Source organism: Nocardioides sp. YIM B13467 (genome assembly GCF_042788075.1).
GTDB lineage: Bacteria > Actinomycetota > Actinomycetes > Propionibacteriales > Nocardioidaceae > Nocardioides.
Map to the genome: position 1 here is coordinate 1381811 of NZ_JBHZPJ010000046.1, position 14735 is coordinate 1396545.

At 70.9% G+C, this 14735-nt stretch carries 15 protein-coding genes; 9 read left to right on the forward strand and 6 right to left on the reverse strand.

Features of this window, described 5'->3' with window-relative positions; genetic code table 11:
* Nucleotides 1–34 precede the first annotated feature (34 nt).
* Nucleotides 35–904, forward strand: a complete 870-nt coding sequence (locus tag ACFX43_RS13765) for a GNAT family N-acetyltransferase (protein ID WP_378822764.1) — start codon at nucleotides 35–37, stop codon at nucleotides 902–904.
* Nucleotides 905–1006: 102 nt separating this feature from the next.
* Here ACFX43_RS13765 and ACFX43_RS13770 read toward each other — a convergent pair whose 3' ends face one another.
* Nucleotides 1007–2839 carry a M48 family metallopeptidase gene (locus tag ACFX43_RS13770; protein ID WP_378822767.1) on the reverse strand — a complete coding sequence of 611 codons (1833 nt, stop codon included), beginning with the start codon at nucleotides 2837–2839 and terminating at the stop codon, nucleotides 1007–1009.
* A 102-nt stretch (nucleotides 2840–2941) separates the two neighbouring features.
* Here ACFX43_RS13770 and ACFX43_RS13775 point away from each other — a divergent pair, with 102 nt between their 5' ends.
* From ACFX43_RS13775 to ACFX43_RS13785, 3 genes are read left to right on the forward strand one after another with little or no spacing between them, the layout of a single operon-like run.
* Nucleotides 2942–4384 (forward strand): bifunctional folylpolyglutamate synthase/dihydrofolate synthase, encoded by a 1443-nt coding sequence (locus ACFX43_RS13775; protein WP_378822771.1) that lies wholly within the window; start codon nucleotides 2942–2944, stop codon nucleotides 4382–4384.
* Nucleotides 4374–4805 (forward strand): DUF4233 domain-containing protein, encoded by a 432-nt coding sequence (locus ACFX43_RS13780; protein WP_378822776.1) that lies wholly within the window; start codon nucleotides 4374–4376, stop codon nucleotides 4803–4805. The genes ACFX43_RS13775 and ACFX43_RS13780 overlap by 11 nt, the downstream gene beginning before the upstream one ends.
* 10 nt (nucleotides 4806–4815) lie before the next feature.
* Entirely contained in the window at nucleotides 4816–5085 is a 270-nt protein-coding gene (locus ACFX43_RS13785; RefSeq protein ID WP_160024663.1) for a competence protein CoiA family protein, read from the forward strand.
* Here ACFX43_RS13785 and ACFX43_RS13790 read toward each other — a convergent pair.
* Nucleotides 5082–6449 carry a PLP-dependent aminotransferase family protein gene (locus tag ACFX43_RS13790; RefSeq protein WP_378822827.1) on the reverse strand — a complete coding sequence of 456 codons (1368 nt, stop codon included), beginning with the start codon at nucleotides 6447–6449 and terminating at the stop codon, nucleotides 5082–5084. The two genes, ACFX43_RS13785 and ACFX43_RS13790, sit on opposite strands and share 4 nt — an antisense overlap.
* Nucleotides 6450–6522: 73 nt before the next feature.
* Between ACFX43_RS13790 and ACFX43_RS13795 the strand changes: the two genes are divergently transcribed.
* The gene (locus ACFX43_RS13795) at nucleotides 6523–7020 is read left to right on the forward strand and encodes a pyridoxamine 5'-phosphate oxidase family protein (protein ID WP_378822852.1); all 498 of its coding nucleotides are present in this window, start codon (nucleotides 6523–6525) and stop codon (nucleotides 7018–7020) included.
* A 975-nt stretch (nucleotides 7021–7995) separates the two neighbouring features.
* Here ACFX43_RS13795 and ACFX43_RS13800 read toward each other — a convergent pair.
* Nucleotides 7996–8523 (reverse strand): DoxX family protein, encoded by a 528-nt coding sequence (locus ACFX43_RS13800; protein WP_378822872.1) that lies wholly within the window; start codon nucleotides 8521–8523, stop codon nucleotides 7996–7998.
* Nucleotides 8524–8779: 256 nt separating this feature from the next.
* Between ACFX43_RS13800 and ACFX43_RS13805 the strand changes: the two genes are divergently transcribed.
* Nucleotides 8780–9646: a hypothetical protein gene (locus ACFX43_RS13805; RefSeq protein WP_378822878.1), complete on the forward strand. Its 867-nt coding sequence runs from the start codon at nucleotides 8780–8782 to the stop codon at nucleotides 9644–9646.
* A gap of 3 nt (nucleotides 9647–9649) precedes the next feature.
* Here the strand turns inward: ACFX43_RS13805 and ACFX43_RS13810 are convergent, their stop codons facing one another.
* Both ACFX43_RS13810 and ACFX43_RS13815 read right to left on the reverse strand, forming a co-directional pair.
* On the reverse strand, nucleotides 9650–9901 hold the full coding sequence (locus ACFX43_RS13810) for a hypothetical protein (RefSeq protein ID WP_378822883.1): 252 nt from the start codon (nucleotides 9899–9901) through the stop codon (nucleotides 9650–9652).
* Complete coding sequence (locus ACFX43_RS13815) at nucleotides 9898–10566, reverse strand: TetR/AcrR family transcriptional regulator (protein WP_378822890.1); 669 nt, start codon at nucleotides 10564–10566, stop codon at nucleotides 9898–9900. Before ACFX43_RS13815 ends, ACFX43_RS13810 begins: the two co-directional genes overlap by 4 nt.
* 139 nt (nucleotides 10567–10705) lie before the next feature.
* On the opposite strand from ACFX43_RS13815, the gene ACFX43_RS13820 reads away from it, so the two are divergent.
* From ACFX43_RS13820 to ACFX43_RS13830, 3 genes are read left to right on the forward strand one after another with little or no spacing between them, the layout of a single operon-like run.
* Nucleotides 10706–11488: an SDR family NAD(P)-dependent oxidoreductase gene (locus tag ACFX43_RS13820; protein WP_378822914.1), complete on the forward strand. Its 783-nt coding sequence runs from the start codon at nucleotides 10706–10708 to the stop codon at nucleotides 11486–11488.
* A 2-nt stretch (nucleotides 11489–11490) separates the two neighbouring features.
* Nucleotides 11491–12624, forward strand: coding sequence for a DUF5938 domain-containing protein (locus tag ACFX43_RS13825; RefSeq protein ID WP_378822934.1), 1134 nt, complete (start codon nucleotides 11491–11493; stop codon nucleotides 12622–12624).
* Between the two features lie 10 nt (nucleotides 12625–12634).
* On the forward strand, nucleotides 12635–14182 hold the full coding sequence (locus ACFX43_RS13830) for a long-chain fatty acid--CoA ligase (RefSeq protein WP_378822939.1): 1548 nt from the start codon (nucleotides 12635–12637) through the stop codon (nucleotides 14180–14182).
* 4 nt (nucleotides 14183–14186) lie between these two features.
* Here the strand turns inward: ACFX43_RS13830 and ACFX43_RS13835 are convergent, their stop codons facing one another.
* A complete protein-coding gene (locus tag ACFX43_RS13835) occupies nucleotides 14187–14693 on the reverse strand; it encodes a pyridoxamine 5'-phosphate oxidase family protein (protein WP_378822958.1) in 507 nt (168 codons plus the stop codon).
* Between the last annotated feature and the right edge of the window lie 42 nt (nucleotides 14694–14735).

The window sequence follows — 14735 nt, forward strand, 5'->3', positions numbered from 1 at the left end:
GAGACCGGGGTTGCCCACTCGCCATGCTTCGGTCATGGGCACCATCGACTTCTTCACCGACCCAGCCGAGTTCCTCACTCTCGCGAAGGACTATCTCGCCGCGGAGCCGGTGACCGCCAACGTGGTCGCCACCAACGCGGAGAAGGCCACGCGGATGGAGCAGGAGGGGCCGTACCGCTGGTTCGCCGTCGCTCGCGAGGGCGACCGGGTCGTGGGGGCGGCGATGCGGACGGCCAACTTCGAGCCCTACCCGCTCTACGTCTGCCCGATGCCCGAGCCGTCGGCGCTCGAGCTGGCGCGTGCCCTGCACGCGCGGGGCGAGTACGCCGGAGGAGCCAACGGCGCCCTCCCGGCAGCCCGAACGGTGGCCGAGGAGACCGCCCGGCTCGCGGGCGGGCGGGTGAGCGTCGCGATGGCGTCGCGCCTGCACGAGCTCGGCACGCTGGTGATGCCGTCCGGTGTGCGCGGGCACGCCCGCCCGGCGACGTACGACGACCTCGAGCTGTGCCGGGAGTGGCTGGCCGACTTCGGGCACGCGGCCCGGGAGCAGTCCTCGAACAAGGCCTACGCCCACGAGCACGCTGCTGTCGGCGAGGACGAGGTGCGGCGCCGGATCGAGGAGTTCCTGCTGCTGTGGGAGGTCGATGGTGAGGTCGTGTCCCTGGTCGGCGCGACGCCGCCGGCGCACGGCGTGGTCCGGATCGCGCCGGTCTACACGCCGAAGGAGCAGCGGGGCCACGGCTACGGCACCGCGGTGACCGCCGAGGCCTCACGCCTCCTCGGCGCCGACGGCACCCGGCTGTGCCTGTTCACCGACGCCGACAACCCCGTCTCCAACCACGTCTACGCCAAGATCGGCTACCGCCCCGTCGTCGACATGGCCAACCACACGATCGTCCCCTGACCTGCCGAGCCGGCTCAAACTGACGAGATTCACCGCCGAGTCGGCTCGTTAGAACGAGCCGACTCGGCCGGGATTGCGGTCAGGATGAGCCGAGTCGGCGGTTCAGTCGACGGTGAAGCGGCGGCCGAGGTAGTGGTCGACGGCCGGCCAGATGTGGCCCTCCGACTCGGCGGCGTTGGTCCAGCGCAGGGACCAGCCTCCGCCGGCGGCGATGGTGATGTCGGCGGAGCGGCGGCCGCTGCTGCTCTGCTTGAGGTGGAGGGCGCGGATCTGGTCCCAGGGGACGTAGGCGGCGTTGGAGGCGGTGGCGAGCTCGGCGGGTGACCTGTCCAGGGCGCGCTGGATCAGTTTCCTGCCGGGTGAGCCGGAGGTCACCGACGCCAAGCCGGTGGCGAGGCGGTCGGAGCCGGAGGGCTTGAGCAGCATCAGGCCGGTGTCGGTCACCAGGAGCGTACGGAAGCCGTCGCCGGAGATCGGGGCCAAGGCGCCGATGTAGCCGTCGGGCGGCGTCGGGGCCGGCGTCTCGGCGTCAGTGGGCGCCGGCGTCTCGGCGTCGACCTGCGCGTCGAGCTGGTGCACCCAGGCGCGCAGCGCGGCGGCGTAGCCGGGGGAGCCGAGGGCCTCGTAGGCGAGGGCCTCGGGGTCGACCTCCTGGCCGGCGATGTCGACCAGCCGCCACGGACCGGCCCAGCTGAGCTCGTAGCGTGCCTTGTCCTCGCCGACCAGCTCGTGGGCGATGGCGGCGCCGAGGAGCCGGACGATGACCTTCCGCTTCGCCTCGTCAGCCTCGTTGCCAGCCGCCTCGGGGGTCGTGGACTCGACGTCGACCAGGTCCAGGAGCGTGTCGAGGTTGCCCGAGGCGATCAGGTCGAGGGCCCCGCGGACGGTGGCCGGCACGATCTGGTTCTCCTGCATCGCGTTCAGGAGCGTCTCGGCGTTGATCGCGGCGGCACGGGCGCCGGCGACGCTCACGATCTCGGCCATCGGCGCCGGCGTCAGACCCGAGCCGGCGAACGTCTTGTCCTCGAGGGCGAGGAAGTTCTGGGACGGGTAGCGCAGGATGCTGGCGGCGTTGCCTGACTTGTCCGCCTCGTCCGCGGAGATCATCGCCTCCAGCCGCTCGATCCGCTCCGACAGCGGTGGGTGGGAGTCGTAGGCCGACGTCTTCGCCTCGGGTGGTGCCGAGCTGATCCTGGCGAGCTCCTCGAGCCGCTCGGGGTCGCTCATCAGGTTGGTGAAGTTGTCGAAGAAGCGTGTGGGCCGCAGACCGTAGTGGGTGCCGGCCTCGACGTACTGCTCCAGGTAGATGTGCCAGGCGGCGTCGAGCGCGGGGAGGGTGCGCAGCGTAGTGGCCGCGGTCCTCGGGCCGGCGACCGTCGCGCTGAGCCGGTCGGCGTCGATCTCATGGGCGTGCGCGAGCGGGCGGGTCAGGGAGAAGAAGAGACGGGCGTACGTCCGGAACGGCCGCTTCACCAGCGGGTTGGAGACGCCCGCGGCGACCTCGGCGATCGCCAGGCGGCTCCGGTGGATCAGGGCGCCGAGCCGGGTGTGGCTGGTGCTGTGGTGGCCGAGCTCGTGGGCGAGCACCGCGTGGAGCTGGTTGCGGGAGAGGCCCTGGAGGAGAGGTACGCCGAGGAACATGCGCCGGGTCCCGGTCCTGAGCCCGAGCAGGCTGGTCTCCTCGCTGACCGCCGCGTTGACCTCCGGCACCAGCCGGATCTCGTCGGGTGCGCGGGTCCCGGCGGTGGCGGCCAGCGCGCGGACCTCGGCCCACAGTCCGGGCTGCTCCTGCTCGGTGAGGACCAGCCCGCCGGGGTCGCCCGCGGTCCTGGCGCGCCGCCGGGGGGCCATCTGCTGACCGACCAGCGCGAAGGCAGCCAGGACGTAGGCAACGGCCAGGAACGAGACCGCGAGAGCAGCCCGGAGCGTACGCATGAATGGTGGACCTTGTGGGGGATGGGGTTCAGTCCGAGATCAGTGGGAGGGTAGCGGGTCTGGCAATTCGCTGGGAAGCGCCTACACCATAGACTCGACCCGATGAGTGAGACTCCCGCGCCGCGTCTGGCGGCCACGATCGAGGAGGTCTGGGAAGCGCTGCAGTCGCGCTGGCCCGAGACCCGGCTCGAGCCTTCCCTGGACCGGATCCGCGCCCTGCTCGAGATCCTCGGTGATCCGCAGAACGCGTTCCGGATCATCCAGCTGACCGGCACCAACGGAAAGACCTCCACCTCCCGGATGATCGACACGCTGCTGCGGTCCCTCGACCTGCGCGTGGGGCGGTTCACCTCGCCACACGTGGAGCGGATCAACGAGCGGATCTCGATCGACGGCGAGCCCCTGACCGACGACGAGTTCGTGGCCGCGTTCAACGACGTCGCCCACTACCTCGGCATGGTCGACGACGACCAGCCGCACCCGCTGTCGTTCTTCGAGTCCATGGTCGGGATGGCCTACGCCAAGTTCGCCGAGGCTCCGGTCGACGTGGCCGTCGTCGAGGTCGGGCTGGGCGGTGGCTGGGACGCGACCAACGTCGCGAACGCCGACGTCGCCGTGGTGACGCCGATCGCGGTCGACCACGCGAAGTACCTCGGTGACACCCCGGTCGCCATCGCGCGCGAGAAGGCCGGGATCATCAAGCCGGACGCGGTCGCCGTGATCGCCGAGCAGTCCGTCGAGGTCGCCGCTGTGCTGGACCAGCACGCGGCGGAGGTCGGCGCCCGGCTGCTGTGGGAGGGCACCGACTTCGGGGTCGTCTCCCGCACCCCGGCGGTGGGCGGACAGATCCTCACGCTGCGCGGACTGCGGGGGGAGTACGAGGATCTCTTCCTGCCCCTCTACGGCGCCCACCAGGCGCAGAACGCGGCGACGGCGCTGGCCGCGGTCGAGGCGTTCCTGGGAGACACCGTGCTGGCCGACGAGCTCGTGCGCGACGCGTTCGCCAAGGTCGACTCGCCGGCGCGGCTGGAGATCATGCGGTCGTCTCCGACGGTCCTGCTCGACGCGGCCCACAACCCTGCCGGTGCGGAGGCGACGGTCGCCGCCCTCGAGGACTCGTTCTCGTTCTCCGGTGTCGTCGGTGTCATCGGGGTGATGGGAGACAAGGACGTCGAGGGTCTGCTCGCCGTCTTCGAGCCCGTGCTCGAGCATCTCGTCGTCACCCAGAACTCCACCGAGCGAGCCCTTCCGGCCATCGAGCTCGCCAAGATCGCCGTCGACCTCTACGGCGAGGAACGGGTCTCGGTGGTCCCGCGTCTCGCCGACGCCATCGACGCCGCGATCGGCCTCTCGGAGTCCTCCGGCGGCGGCTCGATCTCCGAGGGTGCGGTGCTGGTGACGGGCTCCGTGGTGACCGCCGGAGAGGCGCGTACGCTGCTGGGCTCCCGCGGCCCGGCCGCCCGGTCGGCTGCGACCGCCCGGGTCGTACCGACCGCCGACCCCGAGCTGGAGGCCTACCTGGAGGCGGACGCAGATGACGAGTGAGCGGGAGAAGTCGCCGCGGCGCGGGATGTGTGCCGCGATCGTCTCGATGGAGGGACTCGCGGTCGCGCTGGCCGCGCCCGTGATGATCTCGATCGGCGGGGTCTCCGCCGGGCTGGCGCTCCCGCTGGGCCTCGGGTTCTTCGTAGCCTGCATCGTGGTGGCCGGCCTGCTGCGCCGCCCCTGGGCCTACTGGCTCGGCTGGGCGCTGCAGGTCGTCGCGATCGGGATGGGCTTCCTGATCTCGATCATGTTCGTCGTCGGCGTGATCTTCGCGGTCCTGTGGGGCATGGCCGACATCCTCGGTCGCAAGATCGAGAGCGAGCGGGCCGCGGCCTTCGAGGCGTTCGACCGGCTCGCCGCCGAAGAGAGCGCGGAGGAAGACGCCGCGGAAGTGGCCGGGGAAGAGGCCGAGCCCAGGTAGGTTGGCTGCCGTGGAGGAGCGCGACGAGCTTCAGATGGCGACCGACGACGAGACGGCGACCGACTGGGCTTTGTGCCCGGCGTGCGGGAACGCGCTGGTGCTTCGGCGGCCGCGGACGCGTACGGCCCACTACGCGCACAAGGCCGGGGAGTCGTGCCGGCTCGTCGGCGCGCAGCTGCGGCGTACCAGCTCCGGGTGGGCCGTCGGCGGTGGCGAGGACGACCCGGACAGCCTCGAGAACCTCTTCGACCTGATCGAGGACGACGCACCCGGCCGCTAGCGCGCGAGGGCCCCGGTGAGCGCTGCGAGCGCTTGATCGAGCTCCGCCTCGGTCACGCCGCCGAAGCCGATCACCAGGCCGGTCAGGCCGCTTGAGCGGGCATAGGTGGAGAGCAGGTTGATCTCGAAGCCGGCGACTCGGGCGGCGTCGCGGGCTCTGCGCGCATCCGCCTCGGGCAGCAGCCAGGTGGAGTACATCCCGGCGAGCGGGCCGGCGAGCGTGGCGTACGGGCTCATCGCCTCGGCCACCCTCGGGGCGCGCTCGGCGTAGACGCGGCGGGCGGAGCGTACGGCCCTGTCCAGCCAGCCGTCGCGGAGCAGCGTCAGCAGTGCGCGCTGCGAGGGCCAGGCGGCGCCGGCGTGGGTGATGGTGCGGCGGCGCAGGATCAGCTCGTGCAGGTCGGGCGGCGCGACCAGCCAGCCGAGCCGAAGCGTCGGGACCACCGACTTCGCCGCGGTGCCGAGATAGACCACTCGGCCGCGATCCAGCCGCGCCATCGCGGGCACCGGCGCGACGTCGTAGCGGAACTCCGAGTCGTAGTCGTCCTCGATCACCACCGCGTCCGCCCCTCGGGCGGCCTCCAGAAGGGCCAGCCGGTCGGCCGCCGGCATGACGCGTCCCAGCGGGTGCTGATGCGCCGGAGTGACGTACGCAGCCACCGCATCACCCAGGTCGCCCACCGTCTCCACGGCGGGCAGGTCGACGACCTCGCGCCCGTAGGTGAGCACCGTCTCGGCAGCCGCGCGGTATCCCGGATCCTCCACCGCCACCGGCCCTGGGCGCAGCTCGGGAAGCAGCGCGCGCAGCCCGTCGGTGGTGCCCGCGGTCACGATGATCTCGTCCGGATGGAGCTCCAGGCCGCGGGTGCGTCCGAGCCTCGCCGCCAGCGCCTCGCGCAGCTCGAGCAGCCCGCGCGGATCGTCGTATCCACGCGGGGGAGCGGCCACCGAGACCTCCCGCCACGCCCGCCGCCATCCCGGCTCCAGCCGCGGGTCGAAGAACGGCGTGCCCGTATCCAGCCGAGACGTCGCCCCCGTCGGCCGAGACGTCGCCCCTGTCGGCCGAGACGTCGGCCGCGTCGGCCGAGACGTCACTCGTGGTGCCACTGCGGTCGTCGGGGTGCGGGTCGCGGTGACGTACGTCCCGGATCCGCGTCGCGCCTCGAGCCAACCCTCGGCGGTGAGCTGGTCGTAGGCCTGCTCGGTCACCGCGCGCGAGACGCCCAGGTCTGCCGCGAGCGCCCGGCTCGAGGGCAGCCGGTCGCCGGTCCCGAGGGTGCCGGAGAGGACCAGGGCGCGGACCTGGCCGGCGAGCTGGGCGGGGAGCGGCTCGCCGGAGGTGCGGTCGAGGGTCACGGGAAGCATCGGTCGAATGGCCTGTCGGAGTGGGTCTGAATTGGCCCGTGCGTGCAGGCCACTTCACTACCAGGATGGTGCCATGAGCACGACGTTGTCACCCACCCCACGCACCCGGATCAGCCGCGGGAAGAACCGCGCCGTCCCCGACCGCGCGCGCCTGCACGCCTTCCTCGGCGAGGCACTCATCGCCCACCTGGGCGTCACCGTCGGGTCGGGCGAAGAGGCCCACCCGGTCGTGCTGCCCACCGCGTACGGCTTCGATCTCGACGGCCCGGACGCAGGCGGGTCGCTCTACCTGCACGGCTCGGTGGCCGCCGGCTGGCTCGCGCGGGCGCTGGAGCGCGACGTGTGCGTCACGATCACCGAGCTCGACGGTCTGGTCGTGGCGCGGAGCGGGTTCCACCACTCGATGAACTACCGCTCGGCCGTGGTCATCGGCCGCGCACGCCTGGTCNGAGACCCCACGCGTCCCGGCGTGGTCCGGCCGGCGGTAGCGCCCGACGATGACGGCGAGGAGCACCAGTGCGCCGACCACCGCAGCCGTGCCCAGCAGCTGGCCCTGGCTCCCCGACCGTGACTCCGGGTCGCTCACTATCAGCGCGGCGGCGACGGCGTACGCGATCGCGGCGAAGGCTAAGCCGATCGGCCCCAGCCATGGCTTCCGGGCCCGAGCTGGCACCCACGCCTCGGCGAGCGCGACAGGCGCGGCGAAGCTGAAGATCACGTGCCCGACGATGAACGAGTAGGCGTTGTATCCGCTGAGTCCCATGGCCGGGATCAGCGTCGGCTCCCGGTTCTCCTGCCAGCCCTCGTAGCCGCCGTAGTCGGCACTGAACAGCGACTGGTCGATCAGGCCGGCCTGTGCCGTACCCAACGCCGCGAAGACCAACAGCAGGCTCGGCCAGCCCCAGCCGAGGCGACGCGCCAGCTCCCGGGCCAGCAGCGCCGGCGCACCGTAGAGCGCGCCGAAGAAGACCAGCGCGAAGGCGATCCCTCCCGGGTCGCCGGTGCTGTCCGAGTACGCCGCCAACAGCTCGGCCCCGATCCCGCACAGCACCAGCAGGCCGGCGATCTGGAGCACCTTGCTCCGGTCACGGCGAGGTCGTTCACCGGCTGTCCCCTCCGGCGACCGGCGTGCCGCCAGTCGCCGGACCAAGGCGTACGCCGCAGCAGCCAGCCCCGCCAGCTGGACCCAGCGCGCCACGGCAACCGGCAGCCCACGGTCGCCGATCAGGTCCGGTCCGAGGCCGGAGCCGATCGAGGCGACCGTCACCACGCTGACTGCGACCAGCCCGAGGACGGCGCCGGGAGCGCCACGCCACCACCACGTCACGGCCGCACCGACCAACAGGATCGGCACTCCCGGCGGGATCCGGAGCCCACCGTCCGCTGCCGGAGGGCCGACGACACCGAGCCCGAGCAGGCCGAGCATCGCGACCAGAAGTCCGGCTGGGGCCAACCATGGGCAGCGCATGGATTCAGGCTAGGAACCTGCCGGCCGTGCCACATCGACCTTCTGTCGGTGCGGTCCGCGACTTTGGTCGCGCCGGGCTCAGACCTCCGGCGACGGCTCCTCCGCGGCACCGTCCTGGCGCTGCGGACGCCAGAACGCGGCGAGAAGCAGGGCGGTGCCGAGGACACCGGCACCGAGCGCGACCGCGCCGCCGACCCAGCCGTCGTAGACGATGTCGAGGGCCGAGTCGAGCGAGATCGTCCCGGGTCCGGTGACACCGAGCACGACCGCGACGACAGCCAGGATCATGACGTACTCCCAGCCGTCCTTGAAGATGAAGAACCCGTTGGGGCGGTGCGCGAGCAGCGCCGCCACGAGCATCACCGAGACGACGGCGGCCGCTGCCAGCGGCGTGATCAGGCCCAGGATCAACAGCACCCCGGCACTGATCTCGGTCACCACGCTGGCCCACGCCTGCAGGGTGCCGTGGCGCAGGCCGAGACTCTCGAACCAGCCCGCGGTGCCGGCGATCTTGCCGCCTCCGCGCCAGTGGTTGACGCCGTGGGCGATCATCGTGCCGCCCACCGCGAGCCGGAGAAGCATCAGAGCCAGGTCGACGGGGTCCATCACAGAAGTCCTCGGTGTTGTGGGGTTGGAGTAGTGGCCCACCCTAGGCCGTGTCTGCCAAAGACACGGCGGCCGCGAGCGGCGTTTCGGGCCGATCTGGCAAGGCGTCCGCCGCGAAGGCATCCTGGAGGCTGTCGAGTGGCGGCAACGCAGCCAGATCGGATGCGAAACGTCGCGTAGCGGGCGTGGATTTGGGAGACACGGCCTAGGAGGAGTCCGGTCACGATGCGTGCAGCGACGCCGTAGGCTCACCCGAATGCTGCTGCTCGGAGTCGTTCTCGCCCTGGGCTCGGCGGTCGCCCACGCTGCCTGGAACACGGCCTCGAAGACCATCGCGCCGGCGGGGAGGCCGGCGCTGTGGGCGGTGGCGATCGTGGAGAGCTGCCTGGTCGTCACGGTCACCGCGGTGGTGATGATCGTGCGCGGGCACGGCATCGCGGTGTCGTGGGAGCTCCTCCTGCTCTCGCTCGGCAGCACCGCGATGCACGCGCTGACCATGGGCCTGGTCCAGGTCGCCTACCAGGACTTCGACGTCAGTCAGATCTACCCGCTCTCCCGCGGACTGGCCCCGGTCGTGGTGGCGCTCACCGGCATGGTGGTGCTCGGGCAGTGGCTGAGCTGGGCGCAGTGGGGCGGCGTACTCCTGATGGCGGCGGCGGTCGGGGCGCTGCTCTTCGAGACCGTCCGCACCCGGGGATCGCTGCAGGCGAAGCCGCTGCTGTGGTCGGCCTGCATCGCCGTATCGATCGCCGGCTACACGACCTACGACGGCTGGGTGGTCGTCGAGCGCGGCCTCGACCCGATCGCCTACTACGCCGTCGGCACGGTCATCCAGGTGCTGCTGTGGAGCGTCATCGTGCACGGGAAGTACGCCGAGGGACTGCGCCAGGCCAGGACCCACGCGCGAACCGTGGCCGTGCTCGCGGTGCTGATCCCCACCTCGTACGTCCTCAGCCTCTACGCCACCCTGCACGCCCCGGTCTCGCTGGTGGCCGCGGTGCGCAGCTCGAGCCTGATCTGGGTCGCGCTCTCGGCGGCGCTGGTGCTGCGCGAGCCGATCGGGAGGGTACGCGTCGCCGCGACGATCCTCGCCGCGGCGGCCGTGGTCGCGATGGTGGTGTGAGGCTCAGGTGCGCAGCGCCGGCCGGGCGATGAAGACGTAGAGGAGCGCGCCCAGCCAGCCGAGGAAGATCATCAGCAGGACGTAGAGGATCTTGCTCTGACCGGCCGCCGACCAGACACTGTCGGGTGTCCGGAGGGCCTGGATCAGCATCAGCAGCCACCACACGGTGACCGCCAACCCGATCAGCAGCAGCACCATGCCACCGACCAGGTAAGCCAACTCGGCTCCGGTGGGCAGGCCGATCATCGGTGTCATCGCAACTCTCCCGCCACGTGACCGGTGGTGATCTCGGAGCGCTGCGCCAGCAGCATCGGCATCAGCCCGACGACCTGGTTGCGCAGGTCGTCCAGGGCGCCGTCTCGACCGTTGAGGTGGCCCAGCAGCGCCTGCTGGAAGATGCCGTCGAACATCCCGTAGGCCACCGGCGCCGCGATCGCGGGCTCGGTGCCGGCGAGCTCGGCGTAGCGGTGCACGACGCGCGCGATCATGTCCTCCAGGCTCTGGTCGATCTGGGTGACCGCCTCGCGCAGGCTCTCCTCGAACATGGACTGAGAGCGCAGGTCGTACCAGAGCCGGTGCATCGGCGCTTCCTCGACGATCGTCTCGACCAGCTTGTCGCCGAACCGGACCACGAGGTCCTCTGGAGAGGTCGCCTCGGCGACGACACCGTCGTAGCGATGGACGCAGGTCTGCTTGTAGTAGCGCACGCAGTAGACGATCAGCTCGAGCTTGTCGTTGAAGTAGTAGTGCACGACGCCGTGGCTGAACTCGGAGTTGTTGGCGATCTCCCGCAGGCTGGCGCGGGCGTAGCCCAGCTCCCCCAGCGTGCGCAGCGCCGACTCGGCGAGCGCCTTGCGGCGTTCGTCGTGCTTGTCAGCAGGCGGGCGGCGAGGCGACTTGGGTGCGGCGACCTGGGTCATGGGCGGCAACGATACCCCCTCCCGTGCATCGTTCGATGCCATCCGGACCATTTTCTAGTCAATCGTCAAGAGAAATCTTGACACTCGTCAAGATTCGCGATTGTCTGTGAGCCCGATCACAGCGACGAAGGAGTCACAGATGACCGATCTGAGTGGACGCACAGCACTCGTCACCGGCGGTGCCCAAGGCTTGGGCGAGGGAATGGCCCGAGCGCTCGCGGCGGCAGGCGCCAAGGTGGCCGTCGCTGACCTGAAGGACGACCAGGGCGCCAAGGTGGCCGAGTCCATCGGCGGCACCTTCGTGCACCTCGACGTCACCGACGACGCCTCCTGGGAGGCCGCCGCGGCCGCCGCGGTCGACGCGCTCGGCGGGCTCGACATCCTGGTCAACAACGCCGGTGTCGAGATCACCAGCCTGGTCACCGAGCTCGACCCGAACGACGTGAAGAAGATGCTCGAGGTCAACGTGCTCGGCACCGCCCTCGGCCTCAAGCACGGGCTTCGTACGATGCGGCCCGACGGCGCCGCCGGCAACGGCGGCGTGATCGTCAACGTCGCCTCGGTCGCGGCCACCATCGCCTTCCCCGGCATCTCGGTCTACTCGGCCACCAAGAGCGCCGTCGACCGGCTGACCCGCGTGGCGGCGATGGAGAGCGGCAAGCTCGGCTACGGCGTACGCGTCAACTGCATCTACCCCGGACTGGTCCCGACCGAGATGGGTGCCGGGCTGGCCAACGACGTCGCCCAGCTGGGTCTCTTCGAGTCCCCGGAAGCGGCCGTCGGCGGCGTCGTCGAGCTGACCCCGTCGGGACGCCTCGGCACGGTCGAGGACATGGCCAACGCGGTCGTCTTCCTGGCCTCCGACCAGGCGGCCTTCGTCAACGGCGTCGGCCTCGCGGTCGACGGCGGAATGGGGATGTGACCATGAGCGAGAGCAAGCCTGTCGTCGTCTACGGCGCCTCCGGCTACACCGGTCGGCTGGTATGCGAGTACCTGCGCGAGCTCGGTGTGCCGTTCGTGGCCGCCGGCCGCTCCAAGGACAAGCTGGTCGCCTCGATGGCGGCCAACGTGCCCGGCATCGAGACCGCCGACTACGAGGTCGCGGAGGTCGAGCACTCCGTCGAGGCGCTCATCGACCTGCTCACCGGCGCGCGTGTCGTGCTCAACACGGTCGGCCCGTTCTCGACGTACGGCCCCCAGGTCGTGGAGGCCGCGCTGGCCGCCGGCGTCCACTACACCGACACCACTGGCGAGCAGGACTGGCTGATCACCTGCGACGAGACCTACAGCGAGGGGTTCGCCGAGAAGGGCCTGCTGCTCGCGCCGGGCATCGCGCAGATGTACACGACCGGCGAGATCGCGGCCGAGATCTGCCTCGAGCAGCCGGGCCTCGACACCCTCGACATCGCGGTCTTCTGGGGTGGCTCCCCCACGATCGCCTCGACCCGCACGATCCTGGTGAACGCGGCGACCTCGAAGGCGCACTACCTCGAGCAGAACGCGTACGTCGAGTTCGACCCCACCGCCGGGCTGGTCCCGCTGGTGGTGCCGGGTCAGCACGAGCTCGCGCTTTCGCTGCCGTGGGGCGGCACCTCGCACCCGGTCTGGTACCGCCGCGACCCGAAGGTGGCCAGCTGCAAGGCCCAGGGCGGCGTCTTCAACGCCGCGCTGATGAACGGGGTGCCGCAGATCGTGGCGGCCGCACTGGAGGCGACCAAGGACATGGACGCCGAGCAGCGCGACGAGGCGCTGACCGCCACGGCGGCCCAGGTGATGAACCAGATGCCGCCGCGCGAGAACCCGCGGCTGAACAAGTCGCTCGACTCGGTGCACGCCTCCGGCCCGCTGGGGCGCGCGCACTGCGTCATCCACGGCAACCAGAACTACAAGCAGACCGGCCTGCTGCAGGCGTACGTCGCCTACTCCCTGCTGCAGCAGCCGCCTCGCCGGGTGGGCTTCGCCTCGGGCTGCCAGGCGTTCGGCCACCGCGAGCTCCTCGGCCAGCTGCAGGCCTTCGGGCTGGTCTCGGAGCCGGTCGTGACCCGGCAGCGCGGCTGAGGGCGGCCGGATGCGGCTCGTCGACTATCTGGACAAGGGTGCCTCGCTCGGAGGCGACGCGCCCTGTCTCGTCTGCGGCGAGGACACCTGGTCGTACGCCGAGGTCGTCGATCTCTCGGTACGCGTCGCCGCGGGCCTCCGGGCCCGCGGCGTCGCCCCGGGCGCGAAGGTCGCCATCCTCTCGGCCAACGACCCGGTCGCCTTCGCCTCCGTCTTCGGGATCAGTCGTGCAGGGGGCGTCTGGTGCCCGATCAACCCGCGCAGCGAGGCGGCGGAGAACCGGGAGCTCCTCGACCTCTTCGGATGCTCGGCACTGATCTTCCAGTCGGCCTTCGCCGGCCTGGTCGACCAGATCCGCGGAGATCTGCCGGAGCTGACCACCCTGGTCTGCCTCGACGCGACCTATGACTGGGCGATCGGCTGGGACGACTTCCTCGGCTCCGCCGACGAGGTGTTCGAGCCCGTCGACCTCGTGGACGACCTGGCCATGGTCGTCGGCACGGGCGGAACCACCGGACGACCCAAGGGCGTCATGCTCACCGGCGCCAACCTGGAGACGATGTCGGCCATCACCCTGATGGCCTACCCGTGGCCGGGTGCGCCTGAACGTCCGACGTATCTCGCACTCGCGCCGCTCACCCATGCCGCCGGGGTGCTCTGCTTCCCGGTGCTGTGCCTGGGCGGCAAGATCGTGGTGATGCGTACGCCGGACGTGGGTGCGTTCCTCGAGCACATCGAGCACCACCACGTCACCCACACGTTCCTGCCGCCGACGCTGATCTACCTGGTGCTGGACCACCCGGCACTGAAGTCGACCGACCTCGACTCGCTGCGCTGCTTCTGGTACGGCGCGGCACCGATGTCGGCGACGCGTCTGGAGGAGGCGCTGACCCGGATCGGCCCGGTGATGGCGCAGCTGTTCGGGCAGACCGAGGCGCCGATGATGATCGCGACCATGGCGCCCGCCGACCACTTCCACGAGGACGGCAGCGTCGCCACCGAGCGCCTCTCCTCGGCCGGTCGGCCGGCACCGCTGGTGACCGTGTCGATCATGGGCGAACGCGGCGCGCTGCTCGGCTCCGGTGAACGTGGCGAGATCGTCGTACGCAGCTCGCTGGTCATGCGCGGCTACCTCGACAACCCCGAGGCGACCGCCGAGGCGAGCGCGCACGGCTGGCACCACACCGGCGACATCGGCTTCCTCGACGAGGACGGCTTCCTGCACATCGTCGACCGCGCCAAGGACATGGTGATCACCGGTGGTTTCAACGTCTACTCCACCGAGGTCGAGCAGGCGCTGATGACCCACCCCGCTGTCGCCGACTGCGCCGTGATCGGGCTTCCCGACGAGAAGTGGGGCGAGCGCGTCACCGCCGTCGTCCTGCCCCGGCCCGGTGCCGAGGTCGACGTCGCCGAGCTCAAGGCGTACGTCAAGGAGCGGATCGGCGCGGTCAAGACCCCCAAGCAGATCGAGGTCTGGCCGGACCTGCCGCGTTCGAAGGTCGGCAAGGTGCTCAAGACCGAGATCAAGAAGAGCCTTCTTGGTGGCGCCGAGTAAGCACTCAGCCCGGGAACGAGGTGGGTTCGGCGGCGTACGCCACCATCCAGCTCGGCTCGATGGTGGCGTAGACGACGCCCGGTCCCTCCCAGGTCTGCGGGTCCGAGCCGTAGAACTTGGTGAAGTAGGCGTTGTGGTCCTCGAACTCCGGCCCCTCGGAGACCACGTGCGCGGTGCCGTGGGTGAAGACGCCGATGCGCTCCCCGTCGACGTGGGTCGCGCTGACGGCGGGGCGGGCGAGCATGTGCTTGGCCTTGATGGCGGTGGGAGAGGTCCCGAACAGCCAGCGACCGTGTACGAAGTGGCCGTCGACGCAGCTCGTCCGCGGCTCACCGCGGGCCGTCACGGTGGCCAGCACGAGCACCTTCATGCCCGTCAGCTCGGTGACGAGCTGACGGGCGTTCAGGCGCTGTTCGTCGTTGACGATGCCGGTCAGATGGCCGCTCGCGCGGCCGATCGAGGCGTCCAGGAGGTGTTGCAGGTCGGCGATCTCTTCGTCTGTCTCGAGCACACGAGGAGTCTCACACCGACGGCCCCGGGGTCGCTTGACCGT